At 65.4% G+C, this 21,621-nt stretch carries 15 protein-coding genes and 1 tRNA gene; 8 read left to right on the plus strand and 8 right to left on the minus strand.

Going from position 1 to position 21,621, the window contains the following annotated elements; all coding sequences use genetic code 11:
* The 5 genes from EB084_01905 to EB084_01925 form a co-directional block, all read right to left on the minus strand.
* Positions 1-124: bifunctional N-acetylglucosamine-1-phosphate uridyltransferase/glucosamine-1-phosphate acetyltransferase (locus tag EB084_01905; protein NDD27005.1), on the minus strand; the 124-nt coding region annotated here is incomplete at its 3' end.
* Between the two features lie 35 nt (positions 125-159).
* Positions 160-1,287, minus strand: coding sequence for a DegT/DnrJ/EryC1/StrS family aminotransferase (locus EB084_01910; GenBank protein NDD27006.1), 1,128 nt, complete (start codon positions 1,285-1,287; stop codon positions 160-162).
* A 70-nt stretch (positions 1,288-1,357) separates the two neighbouring features.
* Positions 1,358-2,611: a hypothetical protein gene (locus EB084_01915; protein ID NDD27007.1), complete on the minus strand. Its 1,254-nt coding sequence runs from the start codon at positions 2,609-2,611 to the stop codon at positions 1,358-1,360.
* Between the two features lie 233 nt (positions 2,612-2,844).
* On the minus strand, positions 2,845-5,304 hold the full coding sequence (locus EB084_01920; GenBank protein ID NDD27008.1) for a hypothetical protein: 2,460 nt from the start codon (positions 5,302-5,304) through the stop codon (positions 2,845-2,847).
* A 138-nt stretch (positions 5,305-5,442) separates the two neighbouring features.
* Positions 5,443-5,958 (minus strand): hypothetical protein, encoded by a 516-nt coding sequence (locus EB084_01925; GenBank protein ID NDD27009.1) that lies wholly within the window; start codon positions 5,956-5,958, stop codon positions 5,443-5,445.
* 284 nt (positions 5,959-6,242) lie between these two features.
* Here EB084_01925 and uvrB point away from each other — a divergent pair, with 284 nt between their 5' ends.
* Entirely contained in the window at positions 6,243-8,465 is a 2,223-nt protein-coding gene (gene uvrB, locus EB084_01930) for an excinuclease ABC subunit UvrB (protein ID NDD27010.1), read from the plus strand.
* 29 nt (positions 8,466-8,494) lie between these two features.
* On the opposite strand, the gene EB084_01935 is transcribed toward uvrB, so the two are convergent.
* Both EB084_01935 and EB084_01940 read right to left on the minus strand, forming a co-directional pair.
* Positions 8,495-9,982, minus strand: a complete 1,488-nt coding sequence (locus tag EB084_01935) for a hypothetical protein (protein NDD27011.1) — start codon at positions 9,980-9,982, stop codon at positions 8,495-8,497.
* Positions 9,979-11,349, minus strand: a complete 1,371-nt coding sequence (locus EB084_01940) for a DUF229 domain-containing protein (GenBank protein ID NDD27012.1) — start codon at positions 11,347-11,349, stop codon at positions 9,979-9,981. The genes EB084_01935 and EB084_01940 overlap by 4 nt, the downstream gene beginning before the upstream one ends.
* 184 nt (positions 11,350-11,533) lie before the next feature.
* Between EB084_01940 and uvrA the strand changes: the two genes are divergently transcribed.
* The 6 genes from uvrA to sigH all read left to right on the plus strand — a co-directional run bounded on the left by uvrA (position 11,534) and on the right by sigH (position 19,770).
* On the plus strand, positions 11,534-14,437 hold the full coding sequence (uvrA, locus tag EB084_01945; protein ID NDD27013.1) for an excinuclease ABC subunit UvrA: 2,904 nt from the start codon (positions 11,534-11,536) through the stop codon (positions 14,435-14,437).
* A 225-nt stretch (positions 14,438-14,662) separates the two neighbouring features.
* A complete protein-coding gene (locus EB084_01950) occupies positions 14,663-16,174 on the plus strand; it encodes a peptidase S8 (protein ID NDD27014.1) in 1,512 nt (503 codons plus the stop codon).
* A gap of 70 nt (positions 16,175-16,244) precedes the next feature.
* The gene (locus tag EB084_01955; protein NDD27015.1) at positions 16,245-17,660 is read left to right on the plus strand and encodes a cysteine--tRNA ligase; all 1,416 of its coding nucleotides are present in this window, start codon (positions 16,245-16,247) and stop codon (positions 17,658-17,660) included.
* 4 nt (positions 17,661-17,664) lie between these two features.
* Positions 17,665-18,405: a 23S rRNA (guanosine(2251)-2'-O)-methyltransferase RlmB gene (rlmB, locus tag EB084_01960; GenBank protein ID NDD27016.1), complete on the plus strand. Its 741-nt coding sequence runs from the start codon at positions 17,665-17,667 to the stop codon at positions 18,403-18,405.
* 201 nt (positions 18,406-18,606) lie between these two features.
* The gene (locus EB084_01965; GenBank protein ID NDD27017.1) at positions 18,607-18,813 is read left to right on the plus strand and encodes a hypothetical protein; all 207 of its coding nucleotides are present in this window, start codon (positions 18,607-18,609) and stop codon (positions 18,811-18,813) included.
* Positions 18,814-19,083: 270 nt separating this feature from the next.
* Positions 19,084-19,770 carry an RNA polymerase sporulation sigma factor SigH gene (gene sigH / locus EB084_01970; protein ID NDD27018.1) on the plus strand — a complete coding sequence of 229 codons (687 nt, stop codon included), beginning with the start codon at positions 19,084-19,086 and terminating at the stop codon, positions 19,768-19,770.
* 147 nt (positions 19,771-19,917) lie between these two features.
* Here the strand turns inward: sigH and EB084_01975 are convergent, their stop codons facing one another.
* Entirely contained in the window at positions 19,918-21,300 is a 1,383-nt protein-coding gene (locus EB084_01975; protein NDD27019.1) for a hypothetical protein, read from the minus strand.
* A gap of 104 nt (positions 21,301-21,404) precedes the next feature.
* Between EB084_01975 and EB084_01980 the strand changes: the two genes are divergently transcribed.
* Positions 21,405-21,479: transfer RNA gene (locus EB084_01980), tRNA-Thr, on the plus strand.
* The last annotated feature ends 142 nt before the right edge of the window (positions 21,480-21,621 follow it).

Raw genomic sequence — 21,621 nt, forward strand, 5'->3', positions numbered from 1 at the left:
CGAGCAGGTCATCGCCGCCGAGAATGGGAACGCCGGCGTGAAGCGTTCCCCACCGCGTGGAATCCGGGTCGAGAAGGCCCACCACCTCGACATCCGGCAGGCGGCGCGCGATGTCGACCACCACCCTGGCATGTCCCCCCGCACCCAGCCCGACGACCTTCATCGCACGGGTGCTGGCGCCAGCTCGACAAGGACCGCCGCCAGCATGTCGCGCACGTAGACCTGCTCCTCATCGGTCATCGTGCCAAAGAACGGCAGCGACAGCGAACGCGCGGAGGCGGCTTCCGCAATCGGGAAGTCTCCGTCTCGGTAACCGTATCGGCGCGCATAGTATGGCTGCAGATGGATGGACGGGAAGTAGGGGCGGCACTGCACGCCACGCGCGTCGAGACGACGCATCACCTCGTCGCGATCGAAGCGGGCATCGAGACGGATCACATACACGAACCAGGAGACCTGCGCTCCCGCGCGCCGAGGCGGAAGGGTGACCCCGGGGAGGTCCGCGCACAGCGCATCGTAGCGCGCCGCAACCTGGGCCCGCGCTTCGAGCAGCGCATCGAGGCGTCGCATCTGCACCTCGCCGATGGCCGCACTCATCTCATCAAGACGGTAGTTGTAGCCGAGGCGCTCGTGACGGAGCCAGCCGCCATCATCGGAGCGCCCCTGGTTGCGCATGCTGTCGATGAGCACGGCGGCCTCGTCATCATCTGTGACGACCATGCCGCCCTCGCCGCACGTGATCTGCTTGTTGGGGTAGAAGCCGAACACGGCCGCGTCGCCCATCGTTCCGACGGCCTGCCCCTGCCAGGCCCCGCCCAGCGCCTCACAGGCGTCCTCGATCACGCGAAGGCCGTGTCGCCGTGCAATCTCGACGATAGCGTTCCCCTCCGCGGGATGGCCAAAGACGTGTACCGGAAGGATGGCGCGCGTGCGCGGCCCGATGGCGGCCTCGATGCGCGCCGGATCGATGTTGAGGGTCTCCGGATCGATATCGACGAAGCGCGGCACCGCGCGCTCGAACTCGATGCAGTTCGCCGACGCGACGAACGAGAACGGCGTGGTGATGACCTCGTCGCCCTCCGTGATGCCGAACGCGCGCACGCAGAGATGCAGCGCCGCCGTGCCGCTGCTGACCGCCATCGCATGACGCACGCCGAGACGCTCGCGAAAGCGCTGCTCGAACTCACGCAGACGTGGCCCCAGGCTCAGCACGCCCGAGGTGACGACCTCGTCGACGGCCTTTCGCTCGAGTGGACCGATATCAGGCCGGGATTGCGGAATCTTCATCGTGCGAGCCTTCGCCACACGACCCGTTGCTCCCTCGAACGACGTGCAGAGACGATCGCTCGACGCAGGGCTACACCGCCAGCAGGCGGGCCGATCTCCCCTCGAGATAGCGGCGCACAGCCTCCGCATCATCGAGGTCGACGCCAGACGCGAGCATGCGCATCGCGAGCGTCTTCGACATGCTCCAGACATCCGGGTTCTGGCAGTTTGCCACCATCTCCCCCGAAAGCCTCGCCACGAGCGCAACGAGGCGAGCCCCGTCGCGAAGGTGCCCGCCCTTGCCCAGGAAATGGATCCAGGCGGTGAGAACCGCGGGGAGATTTGCGATCTCATCAAGCGTGGCCACGAGCTTCTCGGGAACGAGACCGAGCATCAGCTCCTCGAGCGAATAGCGATCGAGGCGCGCAGGAGCCAGCCCCAGGAACATGCGCCCCAGCGACACGAACGACGGCATCGCTGACGCAGCCTGCTGACGCTGCGTGGGAGACAGCGCGCACGCCTGGGGAGAATCGAGGAAGCGACGGATGAGCGATCGGTCTGCGGGCTTCAGCACGGTGCGATCCGGAAGCTCGCCCTCGAGCGGTTCGAGACCATCGGGCGTCGCCTCTTCGGTCTCTTCTGCGGCGCTCCCGGCGCGCATGCGATACATCTCGGACTTCTTCGGATCGCCAAGGCGCGCGTAGAGTGTCGCCATGAGCTCCCAGATCTCGGCCAGGCGGCGTTGCGCCGATTCGTCGAGCACGATCTCGGGCGGAGCGCACTCTGGATCAGCGTCGCAGGCGTCTTCGTCTTCCGCTTCGTCGCTGCCATCCATCGTGAGGTGCTCGGCGTGCAGCAGCCAGGTCTCGGCCTTGTGCAGCAGCTTGGAGTCACTTCCAGCAACCGCCAGCAGGGTACGTCCCGCCATGAAGGGGACCTCGGGGAACGCGTGCGTGGTTGACTTCAGCGACTCGAAGACGGCGATGGCCTCCTTGACGCGCCCCGACTGCGCAAGCAGCTGCGCGCGCATCAGCTCGAGAGGCGGGTAGTGGAGCGCGGCCGTCCACTCGACGACGCGCAGACGTTCCGCCGTGCCAACCCCAGCGGGCGGCGTGCTCATCAGATGAAGCGCAACACGCGTCGAAGTCGAGGTCGCAGACGTGTCAGCCGACACGGGCTGCGCAAGCGGTTCGAGCTTCTCGTTCTCACTGGCCCAGCAGAGCGCGGCCCACGCCTGCTCGAGCCCTGTCGCGTCGAGACCCTCGAGGGCCTGAGGGTCTTCCAGCAAGCGACGCCACAGTGTCTGCGTCGCGCACGCGATCTTTCTTGCGCTCGTTCTCGCCATGACTGCCAGCCCTCCCCGGCCCGCCTGCCGCGCGGTCGGCCGGCGCAAGCGTATGAACGTGTCATCTGATTTCTGTATACCAGATATAGTATGACAGGTCACAGGGAAAAGCAAGATATCGTAGAGGGTTTTTATCCACAGAACATCCACGAGTTTTCCACAAATTGCGCCGATCCGGCAAAAAAAAAGCACCCGTGGGCGCACGCCGGTCTCCAACGCAACCGAGCCGATGATCAGCTGGCGAACGGGTACTCGCCGGCGGCGAGGCGCTCAAGCTTCTGGGCTGCGTCGATGCGACCGAGCGCCTGCTTCACCGCGTCGCGCCCCAGCAGGCCCTCGAGGGCGCTGAGCGTGGCGTAGCCACGCGTGCTCCCGGCGGCCACCCTGCGCTCTATGTCGGTCTGCACCTCGGGATGCGCCTCAACGAGCTCGGCCACGACCTTGGCGCTCTCGCGCGAGTACGCATTGATGGTGCGGATGCTCGCCATGATCGCGGCGTGCCGGCACTCCTCGAGGCGGGCGTCTCGATCGCTCGTCTCTACGCCCTCGAGCATCGACGTGGCCACGGCGCGCGTGTCGACCCGAATCGACTCGTGCTCCCAGGTCTCGAGAAAATCGCGCACCAGCGCATCCTTCTGCTCGGCGCTGCGGCGATCGCCCTCGTCGAACGTCACCAATCCGCTCAGCTCCCAGTTGCTCTTGAGCCCCTTCGTGCTGAGGTTGGTGCTCCCCAGGAAGGCGGTCTTGTCGGTGATGATGGCCTTGGCGTGCACCTTGCGGTTGTGCGTGGGGCTGGTGCGCGTGAGGTTGGCCCACCGCACGGGAATGCCCGCGTCTTCGAGGGCGGTGTAGCCGGCTTCGTTGGGGGTGCCGCCGTCCGGGTAGATGCCGGGATCGAGCACGACGCGCACGTCGAGCGTTCTTCCCTGGGCCTGCATCTCTTCGTAGCGCGCCGCAATCGCACGCGCCACAACCCGCGTCATGACGAACGACGGGACGTAGATGAACTTCTCGGCGGTGGAGATGGCGTGCAGCAGAATCGCCACACGCTCGTTGGGAGAGTCGCCCAGGGTGAGCAGATCGTTCCCGCGAACCTCCGCGGCAGGCGACGAGATGTCGTTCGCCCGCCGCACATTGGCCGGACGTGCGAGACGACCGACCACGTCTTTCACCTGAGCGCTCAACATGCGTCCCCCCTCGCGCTTGAGCGGAAGAACGTTGCTCGGAGTATCGCCGGCCGAGAGGAATCGCTCGAGCTTCTTCTCGTCGATGCGGCCGTGCGCGTCCTGGACATCGATGATCTGCGAGAGCTTCAGCCCGGACTTGCGCGCCAGCTGCTCGAGCGCCGCGGCGTCGGTGGTGATGCGCGGCGCGTCGACATCCCGGTCCTTCGGCCCCGCCGCGGCCATGAGCATGGCGGTGAGGGCTGAGGGGCCCACCAGCATGCCGCCCGCGCTCACCAGCGCGGCATGGCGAGGATTGTAGATGTCACGCAACCGAGCCGCGCTCGACAGCGTCGTGTCGCGCTTGAAGACCTCGACGAGACGGCGCGCCCCCGGCCCCTCGACCAGCACGGCCGCGTCAACGTTCTCACCGGAGTCGGAGTTGGCGTTCATGCCCCCGAGGATCACCGCGTCGCCCACACGGAAGAGCTTCTGGTGCATGAGATTGCTCTCCCCGATCTCACGCTCCACGGGAAAGAAGGTCATGCCCACATCAGAGCCCTTTGCCGCAAGATCGAGCAAGCGATAGGCCGTGAGCATTTTCTTGGCCACCGCGCCGGCATTGATGGTGCCGTCATCGCGGCTGGGCAGCAGACGGCCGGGATCGAGGTTCACGCGAACCTTGTTCCCGGCCCTGGCCGCGGCGGCAAGGCGCGAGAGCATGGTCTGGCTGGTGAGCTCGTAGTACTGCACGTTGATCTCGGTGGGTCGACCCGCCTCGCCATCGGCAATGGCCTTGTCGAGAAGGCGCATCTTCGTCTGCCAGATGGCTTCACGGTTGAGCGTGGTCGCCTGGTTGCCAGAGACCACCGTGCCCGTGCTCGACGCATCGATCTGCTCCATGATGCCCAGGACCTGCTTCATGTCGCCCTGCGAAATCTGGGCGAAGGCGTAGAACGCCGACGTCGTGGGAGAGACCTCCGGGGAGCCCTCGGCGATTCGGCTCAGCTCAGCCGAGCGCGCCTGCACGCGATAGCGCTCCTTCGCGCCATCCCACTGGTGGAGGAACTGGTGCACCTTGACCAGCTCGTCCTGCACCTTGGCGTTGGAGCGCTCGCTGTCACGCACCTTGCCGTGGAGCTCGCGGTGCCAGCCGTGCATCGACCGCGCAAACCCCTCGAGCGCCCCGAGATCGCTGCGCGAGATCGTCTGCTCGGTCTCGATCTGATGGAAGATGCGCTCGACGCGCTTTGGGGAGAAGGGGCCTTTCAGGCGGATCTCGCCGGCGAGTGCCGCCATGTCACGACAGCTGTCGGGGGAGATGACATCCGGACCGATTCGTACCTTGCCCGGCTCTGGCTCTGGGAAGACCTGATCGGCCGAGGACTCACACGGATCGGCAGGATCTTCCCCTACCTGTCCGGTCTCGGCCTCCGTGGCGTCGGGCGCGCAGGAACGAGCCCGAGCTGCACGCGTTGGCGCGTGCGTCCGGCCCACAGACGGTTCATGATCGAGCCGCGTGACCTTCACCCACTTCTCCTCATGAGACCATCTTAACAGGTTGTGGGTCAGGGATCCAGGCCGAGACGTTGCCGTTTCGGCACGTTGCGCGGGCCGCCCACCGGTGCGGAGAGCAACCGTCACGCGCCCCGTCGGGCAGAGGCAACGTCAGTTCGGCGTAGGCGCCTTCTCGAGCGCGGTGCCTTCTTGCAGGGCGCGGTCAACCGCCTGCTTCACCTCTTCATGCGACTGCCCGAGCGCCTCTGCCATCTCCTCGACCAGGACGTCGACAGCCTTCTCGAGATAGGCCTTCTCCTGGGTCGACAGGCGACGGATCTGCACCCGCGCCTGCATATCGCGCACCAGTGCCGCCTGATCGTTGATCTCAGAAGCCTTCTGGCGCTCCTTGAGGGCCCTGCGCCACTCCACATCGGACACCGGAGCGGTGCGGGTGGCCAGCACCTCGTACACCTGCCTCGCCTGCTTGGCCGACATGACCTTGCGGAGCCCTCGGTCAGCCGGGTTGATGTCTGTGGGAATGTAGATTGTGGAGGTCTGCTTGTCAGGGCGGATCTCGTAGAACTCGCGCCCGGCGCCAAACGCCTCGTTCTTGTTGACACCCATCACGCTGCCCACACCCACCTGGCGCACGGCCACACGGTCTCCGATCTTGAAAACAGCCATTTCCCTCACGTTCCTTCGGTGACGGACGCCCCAGGACCAACTCGAGCGCGACGGCCTCCTGGCAGGTCTTGCCCGAGCGTGCTCTCTCCTGGGAGAGCCGCGTGCGGCGCACGCTTTGAGGCCCCCCTGGAGAGCGCCATCCTGGTCCGTTAGACTAGGTTGACCTGATCGAATTCGACACTGCTCTGACAAAAGCCTGTCGCCCCGAAAACTCTTTCTCCACGGCAGGGATAGGTATCGCCAGCGCAGGACGGGCTTCGTCCGGGAAGAAGGTGCACACCATCATGACCGACTCGCCGTTCCGGCTCGTAGCCCCGTTTCCTCCCCGCGGCGACCAGCCCCAGGCCATCCGCACGCTGGTCGAGAGCCTGAACGCGGGCCGTCGACATCAAACCCTTCTGGGCGCAACCGGAACGGGCAAGACCTTCACCATGGCGTCGGTCATCGCCGAGGTCGGTCGGCCAGCCCTCGTCATCTCGCCCAACAAGACCCTCGCCGCCCAGCTCTGCGCCGAGTTCCGGGAGTTCTTCCCCCAGAACGCCGTCGAGTACTTCGTCTCGTACTTCGACTACTACCAGCCAGAGGCGTACATCCCCACCAGCGACACCTACATCGAGAAGGACTCGTCGGTGAACGACGAGATCGATCGCCTCAGACACGCCGCCACCCAGGCGGTGCTCGAGCGACGCGATGTCATCGTGGTGGCCTCGGTGTCGTGCATCTATGGCCTCGGCTCCCCTGAAGACTACAAGGACGCCATGGTGGTGCTCTGGCGCGGGCATCAGATGCCCCGCGATCACGTGCTGCGCCGCCTCGTCGACATGCAGTTCACCCGCACCACCATGTCACTCGACCGTGGCACCTTCCGCATGCGGGGCGAGCTGCTCGAGATCTTCCCGGCCGATGAGGAGAAGATCATAAAGGTCGATTTCTTCGATGACGAGATCGAGTCGATTCAGGTCTACCACCCCGTCACGGGCGAGATCATCGCCACGCCATCGCGCATCGTCGTCTACCCGGCCAAGCACTACGTCACGCCCTGGCACAAGATGGAGAAGGCGCTGAAGGCCATCGAGGCCGAGCTCGTCGACCGCCTGGCGTGGTTCCGGGAGCGCGGCATGCTGCTCGAGGCGCAGCGACTCGAGATGCGCACCCGCTATGACATGGAGATGCTGGCCGAGGTCGGCTTCGTGAACGGCATCGAGAACTACTCGCGCCATCTCACGGGGCGCTCGCCGGGCGACGCCCCGTACACGCTGCTCGACTACCTGCCCGACGACTTCATCTGCGTCATCGACGAATCACACGTGGCCGTGCCCCAGATCGGTGGCATGCTGCCCGGCGACCGCAGCCGCAAGGACAATCTCGTGCGTTTCGGGTTCCGCCTGCCCTCGGCCTACGACAACCGCCCCCTCACCTTCGACGAATTCATGTCGAAGGTGCCGCAAGCGGTCTACGTCTCGGCCACCCCTGGCCCCTACGAGCTGCGCCACAGCGAGATGGTGGCCGAGCAGATCATTCGCCCCACAGGACTGGTCGACCCGGAGATCTCCGTCCGTCCGGTGGAAGGGCAGATCGACGACCTCATCGGTGAGATCCGCATCCGTGTCGAGCGACAGGAGCGGGTGCTCGTCACCACGCTCACCAAGAAGATGTCGGAAGATCTCACCGACTACCTCGCCGAGATCGGCATCAAGGTGCGCTACCTGCACTCCGAGATCGACACCCTCGAGCGAGTGCAGATTCTCCGCGACCTGCGGCTCGGCGCGTTCGACGTTCTGGTAGGCATCAATCTGCTGCGGGAAGGCCTCGACCTGCCCGAGGTGTCGCTGGTGGCCATTCTCGACGCCGACAAGGAGGGCTTCTTGCGGTCTGAGACCTCGCTCATCCAGACCATCGGCCGCGCCGCAAGAAACGTGAGCGGAACCGTCATCCTGTATGCCGACCAGATGACGCGGTCCATCGAGAAGGCGGTGGCAGAGACCGAGCGTCGGCGGGCCATCCAGATCCGCTACAACGAGGAGCACGGCATCACACCCTCAACCGTGCGAAAGGCCGTGCGCGACATCCTCGAAGGGCTGAACCTCACCCCTGCAACCGCTGCCTCGAACGTGGCGCTTCCTCAGAAGGACAGCCTGTCCGCCGAGCAGATCGAAGCCTTCATCAAGAAGCTCGAAACCGCCATGAAAGAGGCGGCAAAGGCCATGGAGTTCGAGACCGCCGCGGCGATTCGCGACGAGATGCTCGCGCTGCGCAAGGCACTGGCCGACAAGGTGGCGAGTGTGCCCGGAGCCTCGCTGGAACACGACCCGTCGGTGTCGACCGGACAGATCATGGCCGCCCGTCGGCGTCAGATACGGGAAGAGGCCCGCCAGCGTCAGGCGCAGGCCGTTGCCACGGCCGATACCGACCCGATCGATGCGCCGCGCGCGGGCGCCGAAGACACGCGCCCGCGCGTTGAAGGCGGGAGACCGGGGCGTCCGGCCGCGCGGCGGCGGAAGCGCTAGCATCACGCCCGATCACCGCGCTGGCGACATCAACGCCCCATCTGCTCTGGCGAGTACCCGTACTTGCGCAGGTACTCACGCTCCTCTTTCTCGTCTCGCCACTTCCATCCGATCGGCTGCTGCGGGATGATGCCATAGTCATTTGCCTCGACGCAGGCTTGATTCATGCGGGCGCGCCAGTTGTCCCTGAACGCCAGGAGCTCGTTGATGGTCGACTCGTTGGCCGCCTGGTTGGAGAGGTCGACGCTCTCCAGCGGGCCTGCGTAGAGGTGAAGCCATCGCTTCTGCGACGCATTGTCGCCATCGAGGGCCAGCTCGAATGCGTCGCGCCAGAAGTGGACATCGCCGGATGGGGTGAGGTCGGTCACGGTTACGCGATGCGCGGGCGCTGACGCCATGACGCGAAGCAGCGACTGGCCCTCCAGCTCCTGAGGCGCTTGCGCGCCCGCAAGCGAGAGCAGGGTGGGCACCACATCGATGAGCCCGACGGCCTCCGCGCAGCGCCTCCCCTGCGGGATGCCCGCTCCGCTCACGATCATCGGCACCTGGGCGACGCAGCGATACCCGTGAACGAAATGGCGGTAGTAGCCGTGCTCGAAGAGGTCCCAGCCGTGGTCGGCCACCACCATGATGACCGTGTTCTCGCTCAGGCCCTGGCTGCGCAAGCCCTCGAGAAAAGTGCCGAAGCCCTTGTCGAACTGGCGGATGCCGTTCTCGTAGTGCGCGATGAGGTGCGCCTTCTGCCCCGGGGTGAGCGGATGCCCCCGCAAGCCCTCCTGGCTCACCTTGTGGTTCAACGTGTGCATGAAGTCGAGAGGGACATCGTCGTAGATGGCATCATCGCAGATGCGCTCCGCGAAGTGCGGGTCGGCGAACCAGCCGTGCACCTTCTCGGCGTCGGCGTTGTAGGGCGGCGCGTCCGGACACTCGCTGCACAGCGGCGGATGGGCGTCGTAGCCGTGCACGAAGAGGAAGAACGGCCGCGCGTCGTGGCGCCCCTGCAGCCATTCCATCGCGGTGGCGAAGGTCTGGCTGAAGTACGCGCCCGGCTCCCAGTAATGCGAGAAGCCCCTATCGAACCCGTAGTGGGCCGACAGCAGCCCTCCGCCCTGCGAGGCTGCGGTCTCGTATCCCAACGCGGCCATCCGCGACGCGAGGAGCGGGTGGCGGGTCGAGATCGTGTCCGGCACGTCGAGACGCAGCGGAATGGAGGCGGGATGGCGCCCCATGAACATGCTGACATGGCTGGGATAGGTCCACGAAGCCTGGGCGAAGGCCCGTTCAAAGACCACGCCGTTGCGGGCGAGACCGTCGAGGTTCGGCGTCAGCGGCTGACGGGGCGACTGGCTGCGATAGACATCGACGCGGTCGGAGCGCATCGCGTCGACCGAGACGAGAATGATGTTCGGGCGACCGCTCGCGGCCCGCGGATTCGATCGCCAGAGCAGATCTGCCGCATTGATCGTGACGATGAGCAGCAGCAGCGAAAGCACCCCTGAGCGAGATCTGCGCTTCACGGGAGTGTGGTGAAGCGCTTCTTGAGCTTGCCGTAGAGACGGGCCGCGACGTAGGGTATCTGGGCGCGCAGGTTGACGCGTTCCCCCGGATCCTTCTCGAGGTCGTAGAGCTCCTGCGTGCCGTTCTCGAGGGTGACCACCAGCTTGTAGCGCCCATCAACGATGCCGCGCCGGGTGGTCATCTTGAGGAAATCTGTCTCCGGGTAGTCGATCCGCGCGGCCGCGTGCCCCTCGATCACGGGCAGGAGGCTCACCCCATCGCGCCCTTCGGGGGCCTGAACCCCCACGGCATCGAGCATCGTGGGCAGGGCATCGATGTTGCGCACGGCAGCTGAGACCTTCTGGGACGAGGCCCCCGGGAAGAGAAAGACCAGCGGAACGTGGATCAGCTCGTCATAGAGACTGTGTCCGTGACACATGGCATCGCGCTCGAAGAGCTCTTCCCCGTGGTCAGACGTGATGACGACGATGGTCTTGTCGAGGATGCCCGCCGCCGCCAGTCCCTTCATGAAGGCGCCGAGCTGCTGGTCGGTGTGGCGCAGGCGCTCACGGTAGAGGGCACGCATGTACGCCACATCATCTTTTCCCATGCCGCTGACGTAGAAGCGCCCCTCACGCTCCTTGTTGAGCCATTCCTGATCGCGCATCTTCAGGTACTGCGCCGCGCCCGGTCGATACGGCCCACGGTAGCGACCGCTGAAGAACTGCCCCGTGTACGACATGTCGACCGCGCCGTGGGGGTTGTAGGCGTGCACGAAGGCAAAGAAGGGCTTCTTCTGGGTCTTGATCCAGGCGAGAGCGGCCGGCCCGGTCTTCTCGAACGTGCACAGGCGCTCTCCCGTGAAGTGCAGATCGAGGCGCTTGTCGAGACCGTCGATGGAATCGATGGTCTGCTGGCCGGTGAAGGCCGCCGCGCTGTACCCGTGCGCGCGCAGCACTTCGGGGAGCGTCTTCACGGCACGCGAGAGCTTGAGCTCGTGGGGCCCCGTGGCATCGCCCGGCGTGAAGACGAACTTGTTGTAGACCCCGTGACGCGACGGGCCAAGAGCGGTGAGAAGCGAGACCGTGCCCGGCACGCACCAGGTCGAGGTCGAGAGCGCGCGGGTGAACGCGATGCCCTTCGAGGCCAGACGGGTGAGCGTTGGCATGGTGGCGCCGTCGACATAGTCTGCCCGCACGGTGTCGAGCTGGATGAACACCAGGTTGGCATTGCGCAGCTTGTGTGAAGCGGGGGATCCCTGGGCCTGCCGGGAAGCGGTGAGCAGGGCCGCGAGATACACGAGGAAGGTGAGAGCGGTGCGGATTCGCAAGTTTTCGGATCTCCAGGCGTTTGCTCTGAACGTGACAGAGAACGTAGCGGCTTTCAATACGGAAACGCAGACACTGTCTTAAATTTTGTTTACCCACCCCTGGCAGACACAGCCGTTGATCGGGCATTGAACCATGCGGGGATTGCGTGTTTCACGTGGAACTCATGCCTCCCCCCGCCAGTCGACCTCGAGTGCCATCCCCCGGTGGCCGGTGACTGAGCCCTCAGCGACAGGAACGACCATGGGTCAGAACAAGATCGTCGTCAAAGGTGCCCGTGAGCACAACCTCAAGAACATCGACATCGAGCTCCCACGCGACCGCTTCATCGTCATCACGGGGCTGAGCGGCTCGGGCAAGTCGTCGCTGGCCTTCGATACCATCTATGCCGAAGGCCAGCGTCGCTACGTCGAGAGCCTGTCATCGTACGCGCGCCAGTTCCTCGGCCAGATGGAGAAGCCAGACGTCGACTACATCGAAGGGCTCTCACCCGCCATCTCCATCGACCAGAAAGGAGCCTCGCGCAACCCTCGCTCCACGGTGGGAACGGTGACCGAGATCTACGACTACCTTCGCCTGCTCTTCGCACGCGTGGGCACCGCACACTGCCCGGACTGCAACCTGCCCATCGCCGCGCAGACCACCGACCAGATCGTCGACCAGGTGCTGGCCCTCGAGAGCGGCACCCGCTTCCTCGTGCTGGCGCCCATGGTGCGCGGACGCAAGGGCGAGTACCAGAAGCTGTTCGACGAGGTGCGCCAGAAGGGGTTCCCTCGGGTGCGGGTCGACGGCGTGATGTACGATCTCACCGAATCGATCCCCCTCGACAAGAACAAGAAGCACACCATCGAGGCCGTGATCGACCGCATGGTACTGCGCGAGGGGGTGCGCACGCGCCTGGCCGAGTCGCTCGAGACCGCCCTCGACCTGGGGGGCGGCAGCGTGATCGTGGCCGTGGTCGACAGCCAGGGCGAGATGCAGCGCGAGCTGCTGTTCAGCCAGAAGATGGCCTGCGCGGCGTGCGGGCAGTCGTATGACGAGATCGCGCCGCGCTCGTTCTCGTTCAACTCTCCCTACGGAGCCTGCCCGGACTGCACCGGCATCGGCCATCGCCTCGAGGTCGACCCGTCCCTGGTTGTGCCCGATCCGTCGAAATCGCTCGACGAGGGGGCCATCGTGCCCTTCGGCAAGCCCGTTCGCGCCTACCGCCACGCCCCTGCCGAGTCGTGGTTCTGGGGACGGCTGTGGGAGGCGTCTGCGCGGGTGAAGCTCGACTTCGAGAAGCCCTTCAAGAAGCTCTCGAAAGAGCTGCAAGACCTGGTGCTGCGCGGCGCCGCGTCACACCCCCGCTTCGCCGGCGTGCACTTCGAGGGGGCGATTCCCAACCTGGCGCGGCGCCACAAGGAGAGCGAGTCAGAGTACATCAAGGCCGAGATCGAGAAGTACATGCGCGAAGCGAGGTGCGCGCGCTGCAACGGGGCGCGGCTGCGCTCGCTGCCCCTGGCGGTGCGCGTGAACGGCACCAACATCGCCGAGGTGACGAGCATGAGCGTCAAGCGCGCCCTCGCCTTCGCGGAGCAGCTCACCGAGACGTTCACCGAGCGGGAGATGCGCATCGCCCACCAGGTGCTCAAGGAGATCCGCGCGCGCCTGGGCTTCCTGGTGAACGTGGGGCTCGCCTACCTCACCCTTGATCGCACAGCGGCAACCTTGAGCGGAGGCGAAGCGCAGCGCATCCGCCTGGCCACGCAGATCGGCTCGCATCTCGTCGGGGTGCTGTACATCCTCGACGAGCCCAGCATCGGCCTGCACCAGCGCGACAACCGCAAGCTGCTCGACACCCTCGAGGCGCTGCGCAACCTGGGCAACACCCTCGTCGTGGTGGAGCACGATGAAGACACCATCCGCGCGGCCGACCATGTGGTCGACATCGGCCCCGGCGCAGGGCGCCACGGCGGCGAGGTGGTGGCGCAGGGCACGCCGGACGAGGTCGCCGCACACCCCACCTCCATCACGGGTCAGTACCTGAGCGGGCGGCTGCGCGTCGAGGTTCCGAAGAAGCGGCGCCAGCCCAAGGGCGGATGGCTCGAGATCATCGGGGCGCGCCAGAACAACCTCAAGAACATCGACGTGCGCGTTCCCCTCGGCGTGATGACGGTGGTCACGGGCGTGAGCGGCAGCGGCAAGTCGACCCTGGTCAACGAGATCCTGCACAAGGCCCTCGCCCAGGTGTTCCACGGCGCGTTCGAACGGCCCGGCGCGCACGACGCGGTGCGTGGCATCGAGCATCTCGACAAGGTCATCATCATCGACCAGTCGCCCATCGGGCGCACGCCGCGCTCGAACCCCGCGACCTACACCGGCGTGTTCGACCCCATCCGCCAGGTGTTTGCCGCCACGCCAGAGGCGCGCGTGCGCGGGTACGAGGCCGGACGCTTCTCGTTCAACGTGCGCGGCGGGCGCTGCGAGGCCTGCCAGGGCCAGGGCATCCTGCAGATCGAGATGCACTTCCTTCCGGATGTGTACGTCCCGTGCGAGGTGTGCAAGGGCAAGCGATATGCACGCGAGACCCTCGAGGTGCACTTCAAGGGCAAGACCATCGCCGACGTTCTCGAGATGACCGTCGACGAGGCGGTCGAGCTGTTCGCCAACCAGCCGCGCATCCGCGGCAAGCTCGAGACGCTGCGAGACGTGGGCCTGGGCTACGTGCACCTGGGGCAGCCGGCCACCACCCTGAGCGGTGGCGAGGCGCAGCGGGTGAAGCTGGCCACCGAGCTCTCGCGACGCGCGACCGGCAAGACCCTCTACCTGCTCGACGAGCCCACGACCGGACTTCACTTCCACGACGTGGCGCGGCTCCTCGAGGTGCTGCAGCGCCTCGTCGACGCCGGCAACAGCGTGCTGATCATCGAGCACAACCTCGACATCATCAAGGCCTGTGACCACATCATCGACCTCGGTCCCGAAGGGGGCGACGGCGGAGGCACCGTCGTCGCCACGGGAACGCCAGAAGCGGTGGCGGCAACCCCGGCATCGCACACGGGGCGGTACCTCGAGCCCCTGCTGCGCCAGGCGCCCGCCAGCGCGCCCGAGACGCCGACCACGAGACGAGGCGGTCGCAGGAAGCGTGAGACCGCGCTGGCGTGATTCGGCGAGCGGCACAACGACGCCGGTCGAAACAACATGTTCACAAGTTTTTAATGGGACTTTGAGGCCCGCCATGATATCTTGATGTCACGTCTCGGAGAGTCGACGCAAGCGACCGCGGTCGCTGCGAAAGCCCCGTGACAGAGGTGTCAGAGCGAGTTCGAGCGCGCCCTCTCGCACGAGAAGAAGGCGCACCGACGACGAGAGGACGCAAGGGAACGGGAAATGCGGATCACGGCTCACATCCCGAAAAGCCCCCCTGCCACGCCTGTCACGCCAGGCAGTGGCGGCGAATCGCGCCCTGCCCTCGATGTGGCTCCGCCCACCGACACGCTGAGCATCGCGCCGACCCCGTCGTTCAAGTTCGCACCAACCGACCTCGACGCCAATGGCAACCTGCACGTCATTCTGTACTCTGAGAGCCCCGACGAGCTGAACACGGTTCGCCAGGTGCTCGAGCAGAGCATCCGCGACGGTGGCGTCGATCGCGATCTCCCCATCATCAACGGTTTCTCGGCGCACCTCAAGCCTGCCGACGTGCCCCGCCTCCTCGCCCACATGCCAGAGGGTGTGGGCATCCGCGTGAACCGCCTGCTGTACCCGTCGAGCGCAGGCGACCTCTTGAAAGACACCAGCACGGCCGTGGCGCCGGGTCCCCCGCCCCCGCCCGTCGACGGGGTCGACCCTTCGCGCGTGGTCATCGGCGCGAACAAGGTCTGGGCGCAAGGGTACACGGGCAAGGGCATCGGTGTGGCCGTGGTCGACTCCGGCATCCATCCGCACCCAGACCTGCAAGACAAGATCGTGGGCTGGGTCGACATCGCCGATGGCAAGGCAAAGCCCTACGACAAGTTCGGGCACGGCACCCACGTGGCGGGCGACATTGCGGGCACGGGTGCCCGTTCCGCCGGCCGCTTCCGCGGCATCGCGCCGGATGCAAACCTCATCGGTGTGCGCATCACCACCGTGGCCGAAGCCATCAAAGCCCTTCAGTGGTGCATCGACAACAAAGAGCAGTACAACATCCGCGTGGTGAACATGTCGCTGGGCGATTTCGCCACGCGCTCGTACAAGGACGACCCGTGGGCCCAGGCCGCCGAGAAAGCGGTCCAGGCCGGCATCACGGTGATCGTGGCTGCGGGGAACGAAGGTCCGGACGCGGGCACGGTGAGCACGCCTGGGACCGACCCGAAGGTCATCACCGTCGGCGCGGTCGACGACAAGCACACGGTGGAGCGCGTCGACGATACCATGGCTCCCTTCTCCAGCCGTGGGCCGACATCTACCGACGGGCTGAGCAAGCCAGACGTCACCGCCCCTGGCGTGGCCATCTTCTCGACCCTCTCCCCCGGCGCAACCCTTGACGTGCCCGAGCTCCCCCACGTCGGCAAGGACTACATCGCCATCTCCGGAACCTCGATGGCCACCCCCCTGGTGAGCGGCCTCGTGGCTGACCTCCTTCAAGCCAACCCGAGCCTCACCCCGGAAGACGTGAAGACGGTTCTCCAGGCGTCGGCCGACCGCTACCTGCCCGATGGCACGAACTCCCAGGGGTACGGCATGGTGAACGGCCCGCGCGCCCTCGAGCTGGCTCTTGCCATGAAGAACGGCGCTCCTGCCCCGACGCTGCCGCCACTGCCGCAAGACACCACCGTGGCGAAGGCCCCCGCTCCAAAGGGTGGCCCGTCAAACGGGGTGAAGCCGATGGCCACGCCGGACGGCTATCTGCTCGCCTGAGGGCAGCCTGCTCTCCTCCCGCCCCCTCGTCGGGGGGAGGACGCCCCGGGCTCACGAAGAAGGCTCTGTCATGTCCCTCTCCTTCTTCAACACACTCACCCGCGCCGTTGAGCCGTTCAAGCCTCTTCACGAAGGCCAGGTGCGCCTGTACACCTGTGGGCCCACCGTCTACTCGTTTGCCCACATCGGCAACTTCCGAACCTACGCGTTCGAAGACATCCTGCGCCGCTGGCTGGAGTACCGCGGCTATCGTGTCGAGCACGTCATGAACATCACCGACGTCGAAGACAAGATCATCCGGGCCCATCGCGAGACCGGCAAGAGCATCCGCGAGATCACAGACCCGTACATCGAGGCCTTCTTCGAAGACCGCGACGCGCTGAACATCCTGCCTGCCCATCACTATCCGAAAGCCACGGAGTATGTGCCCCAGATGGTCGACATCGTGCAGCAGCTGCTCGACAAGCAGATGGCCTATCGCAGCGATGACGGCTCCATCTACTTCGACATCAGCCGCTTCCCCGCGTACGGCAAGCTCTCGCACATGCAGCTCGACCAGCTCAGGAGCGGCGCCCGCATCACCCACGACGAGTACGACAAGGAGACGGCGGCCGACTTCGCGCTGTGGAAGGCCTACGACGACAGCGACGGCCAGATCTTCTGGGAGACAGCCCTGGGCAAGGGCCGCCCGGGATGGCACCTCGAGTGCTCGGCCATGAGCATGTCCCTGCTCGGCGAGCACTTCGACATGCACACCGGCGGCGAAGACAACATGTTCCCCCATCATGAGAACGAGATCGCCCAGTCCGAGGGCATGACCGGTCGACCGTTCGTCGACTGGTGGCTGCACTCGCGCCACCTTCTGGTCGACCATGCGAAGATGTCGAAGTCGAAGGGCAACTTCTACACCGTGCGCGAGCTGCTGAACGAGCACGGCGTGAAGCCCTACGCCCTGCGCTACATGTACATCAACTGCCACTACCGCAAGCTCCTCGACTTCACCCTGGAAGGGGTGGAGGCGGCGCAGAAGACCGTCGATGGCCTGGTCGACTTCCTCCGACGCATCCGAGACGCGCGAGGCGAAAGCGCGGCGGCGACCGACACGGTCGCGGAAGCCATCGGTCAGGCGCGCGCAGCCTTCGAGTCTGCCATGGATGACGACCTGAACACAGCGGAAGCGCTGGGTGCGGTCCACCTGCTAGTGGGGAAGTGCAACCGCTGGATGGCCGACGGAGCGATCAATGCCGACAGCGCCGGCCTCGTGCTCACGTTCTTCCACGACATCGATCGGGTGCTGGCGCTGGGCTTCGCCGACCGGCTGGCGGATGACGGCCTGTCCCCAGCTCTGCAGGCATTGCTCGATGCCCGTCAAGAAGCGCGCGCAACCAAGGCCTGGAAGCGATCCGACGAGCTGCGCGCCGAGCTGCTGGCGGCGGGCATCGCGGTGGAAGACACGCCGCAAGGCCAGCGCTGGAAGCGGGTATAGGCACATGCGAGAGAGCCAGCTCTATGGTCGGCATCCGGTACTCGAGGCCCTGCGCGGAGGCCAGGACATCGACAAGGTGTTCCTGCTCGAGGGCGCCCAGGAGACAGAGGCGGTGCGTGAGATCCGCCGCCGCCTGCGAGAGCGGAGAATCCCGTTCTCCACCGTCTCGAAGGCCGTGCTCGACAGGCTCGCGGGAACCGCTCAGCACCAGGGTGTGGTGGCGTCCGTACCCACGCGCGACTACGCAGACTGGGACGACGTTCTCGCGCTGGCGGCCCGCCGCAAGGTCGACCCCCGCGTGCTCGTCCTCGATGAGGTTCAGGATCCGCGCAACCTCGGATCGATGATCCGCAGCGCCGACGCCGCCGGCTTTCACGGGGTGGCGGTGACCCAACGTCGGGCCGCCGGACTCACGGGCGTGGTGTCAAAGACCTCGGCTGGCGCCGACGCCCATGTGCCCGTGGTGAAGATCGGCAACGTCGCGCAGTTCCTCGAGAAGCAGGCCGAGGCCGGCTTCAGCATCGTGGGGGCCGACGCCAGTGGCACCGTCGACTACCGCGACGCTCGCTACGAGGGCCCCGTGATCGTGGTGGTGGGGGGCGAGCACAAGGGCCTGGGACGCCTGGTCTCCCAGAAGTGCCACCAGGTCGTGCGCATCCCCATGCGCGGAGAGGTCGACTCCCTCAACGTCTCGGTGGCGGCCGCCCTGCTCATGTACGAGAGCACAAGGGCCTGGCGGGCGTGACAGGCCGCCTGATTTGTTTCACATTTGTTAACTCTTCGGCTTTCGTTAACAAATCGGGTAGATGATGTTCACAATGTGAACGCCAGAACCCCTTGATCACGAACTCCGAGACTGCGATGATGACTGTGCGAGAAGTCATAACAGACAAACGCGGCGACCCGCAGACTCCCACCTCGATTGAAATACAGGAGGCAGGCACAAATGGCGAACGACAAAGAGATTGAAGGCATTGGCAAGGTCGGTTCCTCGAGCAGCAGCAAGTCGAAGGGTTCCGAGGCGGCAGGCGCTTCGCACGCCGCGTCGTCTGCGCAGCAGCCGGCCCAGGCGCCGCAGCAGAACCACCAGTCCCACGGCATCAACACCCAGGACAAGGTGAGCATCTCGAAGGAAGCCCAGGGCCTCGAGTAGACCCGAGCCCCAAGCACATCTGAAGAGGAGCGGTAGGCCGCTCCTCTTTCGCTTTCCGTGCCCTCGAGACGTGGGGAACGAGATGCCTCCCGACGTCGTCTCGTCACCGTGGGAGACAGGGGCAGAGAGCATCTGCCCTGGGTGAAGAGACGGGTTCTGAAGGCCTGCCGAAGGGCAGAATTGACACGCCAGACCGGACCCGACTTCGCGAAAACCCTGCAGTGATGCGGTTTTCTGAGGCTTGACTTCTGATCCCCCTCCCCCTATAATATGGAAAGGTTTTGGGAACAGAATCTGTCCAACGGAGGGCGTACGTTGTTGAAACTCCAAAACTCCTATATGGCCAATCTCACCCAGGAGCCCGATGAGGAGGTTGTGAAGCTCTCGAAGGGCGGCGACGAGTTCGCAACCGAGTACCTCATCAACAAGTACAAGAACTTCGTCCGGGTGAAGGCCAAGTCGTACTTCCTGGTGGGGGCAGACCGGGAAGACATCATCCAGGAGGGCATGATCGGCCTGTACAAGGCGATCCGTGACTTCCGCGCCGACAAGCTCTCCTCTTTCCGCGCCTTCGCAGAGCTCTGCATCACCCGCCAGATCATCACCGCGATCAAGACCGCGACCCGTCAGAAGCACATTCCGCTCAACTCGTACATCTCCCTCAACAAGCCCATCTACGACGAAGACTCCGACCGCACCATGCTCGACATCCTGTCGGGCACCAAGATCACCGACCCCGAAGAGGTGTTCATCAGCCACGAGCTGTCCGACGACCTTCGCGAGAAGATCCAGGAAAACCTCAGCGAGCTCGAGTCCCAGGTGCTGCTCAGCTATCTCGAGGGCAAGTCATACCAGGAGATGGCCAAGGAGCTCAACCGCCACGTGAAGTCCATCGACAACGCGTTGCAGCGCGTGAAGCGCAAGATCGAGAAGACCCTGGGCGAGAAGCACTACTGATCGCAGAGGGCGCCACCAGTTGCGCGCAAGCGAGAGGCCCGCGAAGATGATTCGCGGGCCTCTTTCACATCTCTCCGGCATTCGCAGCTCTCGCTCTCGCGTCTGCTGGCGCTCACCTCAGAGCTCCATCGAAGGTGCCAGGCCAGGCTACGGCACGGGGTCTGGTGAAGCGTCTTGCAACAAGGCGTCGGTGTCCGACCAGACGCGGCGGGCCAGCAAAGACACCTGCAAGGGCTGCAGGATGTAGTCGCGCACGGGGCCTTTGAGCGTCTGGCGCACAGCGTACACCTGTGACATATCGCGCTCCACGTCGCGCACCGAGAGCGGGTTGCTCTCCATGAGACGCTGCGCGCGCCATATCGCCCACTGCACGACCGTATCGAAGTAGCGATCGCCCAGCGGCGTTCCGAGCAACGGCACAAAGCGAGACGAACGCGCCACGATCTTGCGATAGGTCTCGATCTCTCGCTGCGACGCATGCGGAGCGAAGCGGTACTCGAGGTCGTGGAGAACCAGTCGGGGCGGGGGAGCCTTCCTGCCGTAGGTGATGCTGTAGCCGCGAACCGCAATGGTGGCGGTGTCACACGACGCCATGATCAACCGCTCCGAGCGCCCCACGATGAACGCATCGTACTGCGGCAGGCTCGGCACGAGAACGGTTCCCCGTTCGAGAACGGCCACGGTGGGCGCTCCAGAGCGCACCGTCATGTGGAACACATGACCTGCGTGAACCCCCCGCCCCGTGGTCCTTATGTCGAGGCGCTGGGCATCAACACCCTGGAGGAACGACATCTCCTTGGGGGGCACGGGAAGGAACGAGAGCACCGGAAACGGCACCTCGACCGAGCTTCCCCCTGCTCTTCGCTGGGCGTTGACGAGCGGCGCCTTGATTGGCCGGTACGAAGAATCCCAGGGCAGCACGAGACGAGTGGATGATCGCGTGATGGTTCCCGATGGAGGTTGCTCTCCCTCAAATCCCACCGGCGAAGGCACAGCGATCCCCGCGAACAGCCGGGCCTTTCTCTCTCCCCCGAGAAGCAGCGCGCCAGACGCAAGGGCCACTTCCATGCGTCCTCCCGCGCGAAGCGCGCCGCTGGGGTCGACGGCCGCCCACGTATAGACCCACTGACCCTCGAGCTCACCTTCACCGCGCTCGCGCTGCACCGTCCATCCAACGGGACCGGCCGGCGTGATGCGTGAGTCGTATCCCGGGTTCGGCACCGCGAGACTGAAGCTGCCAATGCGCTCCGCCGACCCGTTCTCGATGCGAAACACCCAGTGGTACTCGTGATTGCGGCGCACCAGCACCCGCACACGGCCGTCGAGCACCACGCCAGGGTCGGGAAGGCTGCCGCCCGGGAGAGGGGAGAGCAAGGGGGGAAGCGCGGGTCCCAGGGCAGGCAGATCGTTGCTGGTCTCTGCTTCTCGCGCGTCACCCGGCTCCGTCTCGTACTGCGCAGAAGACACGTGTGGGGTTGCAAACGAGAGCAACAGGCAGAGAGTGACAATCCCGAAGATGACGCGGCGCACGCTTTTTCAGTTCACCATGCGCCCCCCCTCCCCTGCGGCTTGACAGCACGAGGACAGAATCCCATAATACGAGGGTGAGTCGCGGGCGCGCGACTCCTGGTGTCGCCGCCGTAGCTCAATGGTAGAGCAGCGGTTTTGTAAACCGCTGGTTGCGGGTTCAAGTCCTGTCGGCGGCTCCAGACGAGATTTCGAAGAAGCCTGCGCTTGTGAGCCCCGCCCTCCTCCTGGAGAGCGGGGCTCCTGCGCTCCTCGGGCCATTGACCAAGAGGCGCGCAGCAGCCTTGTGGCGAACACGGCCCGACCTATCTCTGATCGGAGACC

This window comes from Pseudomonadota bacterium, from assembly GCA_010028905.1.
GTDB lineage: Bacteria > Vulcanimicrobiota > Xenobia > RGZZ01 > RGZZ01 > RGZZ01.

Bases quoted from the DNA above. Each gene is read 5' to 3' on its own strand.
- EB084_01915 (NDD27007.1), bottom strand. From the start codon at position 2,611: ATGGCGAGAACGAGCGCAAGAAAGATCGCGTGCGCGACGCAGACACTG.
- EB084_01965 (NDD27017.1), top strand. From the start codon at position 18,607: ATGGCGAACGACAAAGAGATTGAAGGCATTGGCAAGGTCGGTTCCTCG.
- uvrA (NDD27013.1), top strand. From the start codon at position 11,534: ATGGGTCAGAACAAGATCGTCGTCAAAGGTGCCCGTGAGCACAACCTC.
- uvrB (NDD27010.1), top strand. From the start codon at position 6,243: ATGACCGACTCGCCGTTCCGGCTCGTAGCCCCGTTTCCTCCCCGCGGC.
- EB084_01925 (NDD27009.1), bottom strand. From the start codon at position 5,958: ATGGCTGTTTTCAAGATCGGAGACCGTGTGGCCGTGCGCCAGGTGGGT.
- sigH (NDD27018.1), top strand. From the start codon at position 19,084: ATGGAAAGGTTTTGGGAACAGAATCTGTCCAACGGAGGGCGTACGTTG.
- rlmB (NDD27016.1), top strand. From the start codon at position 17,665: ATGCGAGAGAGCCAGCTCTATGGTCGGCATCCGGTACTCGAGGCCCTG.
- EB084_01950 (NDD27014.1), top strand. From the start codon at position 14,663: ATGCGGATCACGGCTCACATCCCGAAAAGCCCCCCTGCCACGCCTGTC.
- EB084_01955 (NDD27015.1), top strand. From the start codon at position 16,245: ATGTCCCTCTCCTTCTTCAACACACTCACCCGCGCCGTTGAGCCGTTC.
- EB084_01910 (NDD27006.1), bottom strand. From the start codon at position 1,287: ATGAAGATTCCGCAATCCCGGCCTGATATCGGTCCACTCGAGCGAAAG.